Source organism: Streptomyces sp. NPDC058678, from assembly GCF_042714835.1.
Lineage (GTDB): Bacteria > Actinomycetota > Actinomycetes > Streptomycetales > Streptomycetaceae > Streptomyces.
In genome coordinates this window covers 66,290-72,750 of the sequence record NZ_JBHXSG010000050.1, presented here as the reverse complement: position 1 = coordinate 72,750, position 6,461 = coordinate 66,290, and the positions used below count along the sequence as shown (strand labels likewise).

Below are 6,461 nucleotides of genomic sequence, written 5' to 3'. Positions count from 1 at the left end.
GGGCCACCCCCGCCCCCCCGCCCCGGGTGGGGGGGGGCCGGCCAGCTGGGGCGGCGGGCCCCTCCCCCGTGGTCTCATCCCGCCGTTGTCACGAAGGGTTGCCCGTGGAGATCTCGAACTGCATCTCCGGCGGGCTCTTCGGGTCGAAGTCCGTGCCCGCCGATGGGTACTGCTTCATGACGGTGCCGTCGCCGTAGGTGTTCTCGTCGACAGCGGTCTTGTCGTATTTCCACCCTGACGCCTTGAGGCAGTCCAGGACCGAGTCCCAGTTCTTGAACGTGAAGTCCGGCATCCGCACCTGGGAGGGGTCGTTGTACGACTCGTCCGGCTCGGTGCACTCGGTCTTCTCGATCGTCTTCGTCGTGTCCGGCCCGCGGTAGCCCGCCACCTTGGTCGACGTCGACGCGCTGGGGCTGTTGTCGGCGCCCGGGTCCTCGGTTCCGCCGCTGTTCATCATGAGCGCCGCGACCAGCCCGCCGACCGCGAGCAGCGACACCACGACCGACCCGATGATCACCGGCTTGTTGCCCTTGTCGCCGCCGCCGGAGGAGGCAGGGACGGTCTGGGGCGTCATGTTGTACGGCGGCGGGGTGGAGGCATGCTGCGGCGCGTACCCGGCGGGGCCGGGCGTCTGGTAGCCGGCCTGCTGCGGATAGCCGTACGCCGGGGAAGGCGCCGACGGCTGCGGGGTGCCGTAAGGATTCGGCGTCGGAGCCGGCTGGTACGGCGTCTGGACGTTGCCCATGGGCCCCGGCGTCGCCTGGTCGACCGGCGGGAACACGGCGGAGCCGACGCCGGCGCCGCTCTGCGTCGGCGCACCCGGCACGATGCTCGGCGCGGCGGCATGGAAGGACGCGGCCACGCGCAGGCACTCGTCGCGCATCGCCTCGGCGCTCGGGAAACGCTCGTTCGGGTTCTTCTTCAGCGCGCGGGCGATCAGCGCGTCCACCGAGGGCGGCAGGGCGCGGTTGATCGACGAAGGAGCGACCGGCTCCTCCTGCACGTGCGCGTACGCGATCGCCAGCGGCGAGTCCGCGTCGAACGGCAGCCGCCCCGTCACCAGCTGGAACAGCATGATGCCGACCGAGTAGAGGTCGGAGCGGGCGTCGACGCCTCTGCCCAGCGCCTGCTCCGGCGACAGGTACTGCGGGGTGCCGACGACCATGCCGGTCTGCGTCATCGAGGTGACGCCGGACTGCATGGCGCGGGCGATGCCGAAGTCCATCACCTTGACCACACCGCGCTTGGTCATCATCACGTTGCCCGGCTTGATGTCCCGGTGGACCAGACCCATCTCGTGGCTGATCTCGAGCGCGGCGAGCACGTCCGCGGTGATCTTCAGGGCCTTGTCGGCGGGCATCGCGCCGTACTGCCGTACGTCCGCGTTCAGCACCGAGCCGAGTGGCTGGCCCTCGACGTACTCCATGACGATGTACGGCATCGTCGTGCCGTCCAGCGCGTCCTCGCCGGTGTCGAAGACGGAGACGATGTTGGTGTGCGTGAGCTTGGCCACGGCCTGGGCCTCGCGGCGGAAGCGCTCGCGGAAGGCCTGCTCCCGGCCCAGCTCGGTGTGCAGCGTCTTGACCGCGACCTGCCGGTCGAGCACGGCGTCGTACGCGAGGTGCACCGAGGCCATACCGCCTTCGCCGAGCAAGTCGCGCAGCTGATAGCGGCCGCCGGCGAGCGCCCGCCCCGCGTACCGCCCCTGTGCGCCGTCCTGGCTCATGTCTCTGCGTCCCCCGTAGGCCTTCGGCGCCGTGCGTGCCATTGATCCAAAGTGCTATTCCCGGCCAAGTCTGCCGGAGGGCACTGACACGTCAAGCGCGGTGCCCGATCCGTGACCGTACGCGAAAGAAAGGTCGCGCAAGCGTTACAGCAGACGTACGGCCGGTACACACAATTTGCACGCCGGTACGTACTACAGGTTTGATGGCCGGTCCGTCTCGGGCCGGTTCCCGGGGTCTTCCCGGATCGGCGGCTTGCGCGGAGGCTGTAGCGTGGCCGACGGAGACCGTAACAACACCGCGCGCACCGCGGGCAGAAACGACGGCGAGGACTGATGGCACAGCAGCAGCGCGCTCAGGGCCCGTCCGACCCCGAGGCGACTGGCGGCGGAATGTCAGATGCGCCGGAACTGTGGGGGAACGGCGGACTGGTCGGGGACGGCCGATATCGGATGACCCGCAGACTCGGCCGGGGCGGCATGGCCGAGGTCTTCGCGGCCGAGGACGTACGCCTCGGACGCACCGTGGCGGTCAAGCTGCTGCGCGCCGACCTCGCCGAGGACCCCGTCTCCAAGGCCCGCTTCACGCGCGAGGCGCAGTCGGTCGCCGGGCTCAACCACCACGCGATCGTCGCCGTGTACGACTCCGGCGAGGACTTCGTGGGCGGCCAGTCCGTGCCGTACATCGTGATGGAGATCGTCGAGGGGCGCACCATCCGCGACCTGCTCCTCAACGCCGAGGCCCCCGGCCCCGAACAGGCCCTGATCATCGTCTCCGGTGTCCTGGAAGCGCTCGCCTACTCGCACCAGCACGGCATCGTGCACCGCGACATCAAGCCCGCCAACGTCATCATCACGCACAACGGCGCCGTGAAGGTGATGGACTTCGGCATCGCCCGCGCCCTGCACGGGGCGTCCACGACGATGACGCAGACCGGCATGGTCATGGGCACCCCCCAGTACCTCTCCCCGGAGCAGGCCCTCGGCAAGGCCGTCGACCACCGCTCCGACCTGTACGCCACGGGCTGTCTCCTCTACGAACTCCTCGCGCTGCGCCCGCCCTTCACCGGCGAGACCCCGCTGTCGGTCGTCTACCAGCACGTCCAGGACATCCCGACGCCTCCGTCCGAGGTCTCCGACGCCGTCCCGCCGGAGCTCGACGGTCTTGTCATGCGCTCGCTCGCGAAGGAGCCGGACGACCGTTTCCAGACGGCCGAGGAGATGCGCGGGCTGGTCCAGTACGGCCTGCAGATGCTGTACGAGCAGGGCGGTCACACCGGCACCTGGAACACCGGGCCCGTCGACATGCACGAGGGCCGGCACACCCCGGCGGCGGGCTTCGCCAGCACCACCGCGCTGCCGCATCCCGGCGACTCCTCCGGCACCACGCAGATCCCGCAGCCGATCCTGCCCAACCGCTACGGCGGCGGGGACGACGGCGGGTTCGAGGGACAGGGCAACCGGGGCGGCGGCGGCCGCGGCAAGCTGTGGATCCTCGCCGTGCTCGCGGTGATCGCCATCGCGGCGGGTGTAGCGCTCGCCCTCAACGGCGACAACGGCGACGGTGGCGGCTCGGACCCCTCGAAGTCGCCGACCACCGTGCAGACCACCGACGACGAGACGGCCAGCGAGACGCCGAGCGACGACACCAGCGACCAGCCGACGGACACGTCCACGGACGACGGCACCGGCACGGGGTCGGACCCGTCCTACACGCCGTCGTACACGCCGTCGTACACGCCGTCGCAGTCGCCCACCGAGGAGCCGAGCGACGAGCCGACGGACGAGCCGACGACCGAGGAGCCGTCGGACGACCCGACGCCTTCGGATCCGGCCACACCCTCGGGCGAGGCGTCGGATCCGAGCGGTGGCACCGTCGAGGGCATCACCTCCGGCGGCACCACCGGCGGCTGATCATCGGCCGACCGCAGCGCATCCACGCGCGCGTGCACCCGTAACCGGGCCGCACGCGCGCGTGCTGTCTTTCAGCCCTCTCCCTCTCCAGGACGCTCAACCGGCGAACGCGTCGCACACCGCGTCGTACTCCCGCGTCCACCACACCGCGAGCGCCGAGGCCGCCGGGAACTGGGGGTCCGCCCGGGTGTCGCCGCGCTCGTAGTGCCAGCGCAGCATCCAGAAGTCGTTGAGGCGCTCCCACCACACGCGGTGCGCGGCCGCCGCGAGTTCGGAGGGAGGGGCGCCGGCCGTACGCCGGTACGCGCGCGCGTAGGCCCGTACCTTCGGCAGGTCGAGCGCCCCCGCGGGCCGTACGAAGAAGATCGCGGCCGCGCGTACCGCCTCCTCCGCGCGGGGCTTCACGCCGAGCCGGTCCCAGTCGACGATCGCGGCGGGGGCGTCCCCTTTGTAGAGCAGGTTGAACGGGTGGAAGTCGCCGTGCACCCAGCCGACCGAACCGCCGCGCGGCGGACGCCGGTCGGCGTGCTGCTCCAGGAGTGCGCGCCGCTCCAGGAGCCGGTGCCGGGCCAGTTCGTCGAAGGAGTCGGCGGGGCGATGGCGGCGCACGCGGGCGAGCAGGTCGTCGATGAGGGCGAAGGTGTCGGCCGCCTCGGCCGTCTCGGGCGATTTCGCGCGCGCCCGCGCCTGCGTACGCATCACGCGCTCCAGACTCGCGTGCACCACCCCCAGAAGCGCCCCGAGCCGTCCGCACTGGGCGGTGGTGAGCTGGCCGCCGTGGCGGTGCCGGCCGTCGACCCAGGGGTGCAGGGCGTAGGCGTGGCCGCCGACGACCGCGACCGTGCGTCCGTCACGGCCGGTCAGCGGAGGTGCGACCGGGACGCCCAGGTCGGCCAGGCGTTGGGTGGCCCGGTGCTGACGGGTGATCGCGGCGGGGTCGGCGGTCTCGGGGTCGAAGTGGTGCTTGAGGAAGTAGCGGCCGCGGGTCGTACGGAGCCGGTAGCCGCGGTTGAGCAGCCCCTGGTCGACGGGCTCGCAGGCGAGGGCGGACCCGGCGGAGTACTGGCGGAGGAGGGCTCCCAGCGGCGGCGCGTGGGGCATGAGGGGTGGTACACAAGAGCGCGGCACGCTGCCCGATGCTAGGGCACGATCCAGGCCTCTGAGCTGCGGGTTGTCACAGAAAGTCGCTTTCGATCACGAGAGGTGCCCGAAGTTGCGCGCCTGCGTGGTCGAGGCCCGCGAAGCGAGGCCGGGTGGCCGAAAATCTCCGTTTCGTCGTCGAGGCGGTGTCGCACCCGCCCGCGAGACCCGCGCCGGGGAGACTCTTCCCGTGACCTGGGTCACCGGGATAACGTGCCGTTGTTCCGGCCCCCTGCAAGGCTGTGACCAGGAACTGTTCCCGATTTCGCGGTTTTACTTGGAAATCCAAGCAAAATCGCAGGTCAGAAGGGGTTTCACAGAAATGTGGAGCACTGGGTAACGTGCCTGTTGCAGGGCGCTCGCCGGGGCACCTGTCACGCCTGTCGCCAACGAGCCGCACCCACCCCGTGCGTCCGGAGGACCGCAGGTGAGCCGCACTGGCACCCGGCGAACCCGGGTAGCCGGACCGACGGAGGAGCACACGTGACCGTGGAGAGCACTGCCGCGCGCAAGCCGCGACGCAGCGCAGGTACGACCGGTGCGAAGAGCACGGCCGGAAAGCGCCCGACCGCAAAGAAATCGCCAAGCACCGAGCCCGAACTCGTCCAGCTGCTGACGCCCGAGGGCGAGCGGATCGAGAGCGCGGAGAACGCCGCGTACCGCAAGTACGTCGCCGACATCACCCCCGACGAGCTCCGCGGCCTCTACCGCGACATGGTGCTCACCCGCCGCTTCGACGCCGAGGCCACCTCCCTGCAGCGCCAAGGCGAGCTGGGCCTGTGGGCGTCGCTCCTCGGCCAGGAGGCCGCCCAGATCGGCTCCGGCCGGGCCCTGCGCGACGACGACTACGTCTTCCCCACCTACCGCGAACACGGCGTCGCCTGGTGCCGCGGGGTGGACCCGACCAACCTGCTCGGCATGTTCCGCGGCGTGAACAACGGCGGCTGGGACCCGAACAGCAACAACTTCCACCTCTACACGATCGTCATCGGCTCGCAGACCCTGCACGCCACCGGCTACGCGATGGGCGTGGCCAAGGACGGCGCGGACTCGGCGGTCATCGCCTACTTCGGCGACGGCGCCTCCAGCCAGGGCGACGTCGCGGAGTCCTTCACCTTCTCCGCTGTCTACAACGCCCCCGTGGTGTTCTTCTGCCAGAACAACCAGTGGGCGATCTCCGAGCCGACCGAGAAGCAGACCCGGGTCCCGCTCTACCAGCGCGCCCAGGGTTACGGCTTCCCGGGCGTCCGGGTCGACGGCAACGACGTACTGGCCTGCCTGGCCGTCACCAAATGGGCGCTGGAGCGCGCCCGCGGCGGCGAGGGCCCGACGCTCGTCGAGGCGTACACCTACCGCATGGGCGCCCACACCACCTCCGACGACCCCTCCCGCTACCGCCACGACGACGAGCGGGTCGCCTGGGAGGCGAAGGACCCGATCCTGCGCCTTCGCCGCTTCCTGGAGGCCTCAAACCACGCGGACGAGGGATTCTTCGCGGAACTCGAGGCCGAGAGCGAGGCGTTGGGCAGGCGAGTGCGCGAAGCGGTCCGTGCCATGCCGGACCCGGACCACTTCGCCATGTTCGAGCACGCGTACGCGGACGGGCATGCGCTGGTGGACGAGGAGCGGGCGCAGTTCGCCACCTATCAGGCGTCGTTCGCCGACGCAGAGGGGGACAACTGAG

Annotated in this window: 4 protein-coding genes; 2 read left to right on the top strand and 2 right to left on the bottom strand. The window is 70.8% G+C overall.

Translation table 11 applies throughout. The features are described from left to right. Window positions 1-88 precede the first annotated feature (88 nt). The gene (locus tag ACFWWR_RS34955) at window positions 89-1,726 is read right to left on the bottom strand and encodes a protein kinase (RefSeq protein ID WP_383865538.1); all 1,638 of its coding nucleotides are present in this window, start codon (window positions 1,724-1,726) and stop codon (window positions 89-91) included. Between the two features lie 333 nt (window positions 1,727-2,059). On the opposite strand from ACFWWR_RS34955, the gene ACFWWR_RS34950 reads away from it, so the two are divergent. Further along, window positions 2,060-3,637 carry a protein kinase gene (locus ACFWWR_RS34950; RefSeq protein WP_384307532.1) on the top strand — a complete coding sequence of 526 codons (1,578 nt, stop codon included), beginning with the start codon at window positions 2,060-2,062 and terminating at the stop codon, window positions 3,635-3,637. Between the two features lie 96 nt (window positions 3,638-3,733). Here ACFWWR_RS34950 and ACFWWR_RS34945 read toward each other — a convergent pair whose 3' ends face one another. Further along, window positions 3,734-4,738 (bottom strand): phosphotransferase, encoded by a 1,005-nt coding sequence (locus tag ACFWWR_RS34945; protein WP_384307529.1) that lies wholly within the window; start codon window positions 4,736-4,738, stop codon window positions 3,734-3,736. Between the two features lie 522 nt (window positions 4,739-5,260). Here ACFWWR_RS34945 and pdhA point away from each other — a divergent pair. Beyond that, complete coding sequence (pdhA, locus tag ACFWWR_RS34940) at window positions 5,261-6,460, top strand: pyruvate dehydrogenase (acetyl-transferring) E1 component subunit alpha (RefSeq protein ID WP_383865545.1); 1,200 nt, start codon at window positions 5,261-5,263, stop codon at window positions 6,458-6,460. The last annotated feature ends 1 nt before the right edge of the window (window position 6,461 follow it).

What these genes read in the sequence shown, in the direction of transcription:
- ACFWWR_RS34945 (WP_384307529.1), bottom strand. Translation starts at nt 4,738, where the DNA reads ATGCCCCACGCGCCGCCGCTGGGAGCCCTCCTCCGCCAGTACTCCGCC.
- ACFWWR_RS34950 (WP_384307532.1), top strand. Translation starts at nt 2,060, where the DNA reads ATGGCACAGCAGCAGCGCGCTCAGGGCCCGTCCGACCCCGAGGCGACT.
- ACFWWR_RS34955 (WP_383865538.1), bottom strand. Translation starts at nt 1,726, where the DNA reads ATGAGCCAGGACGGCGCACAGGGGCGGTACGCGGGGCGGGCGCTCGCC.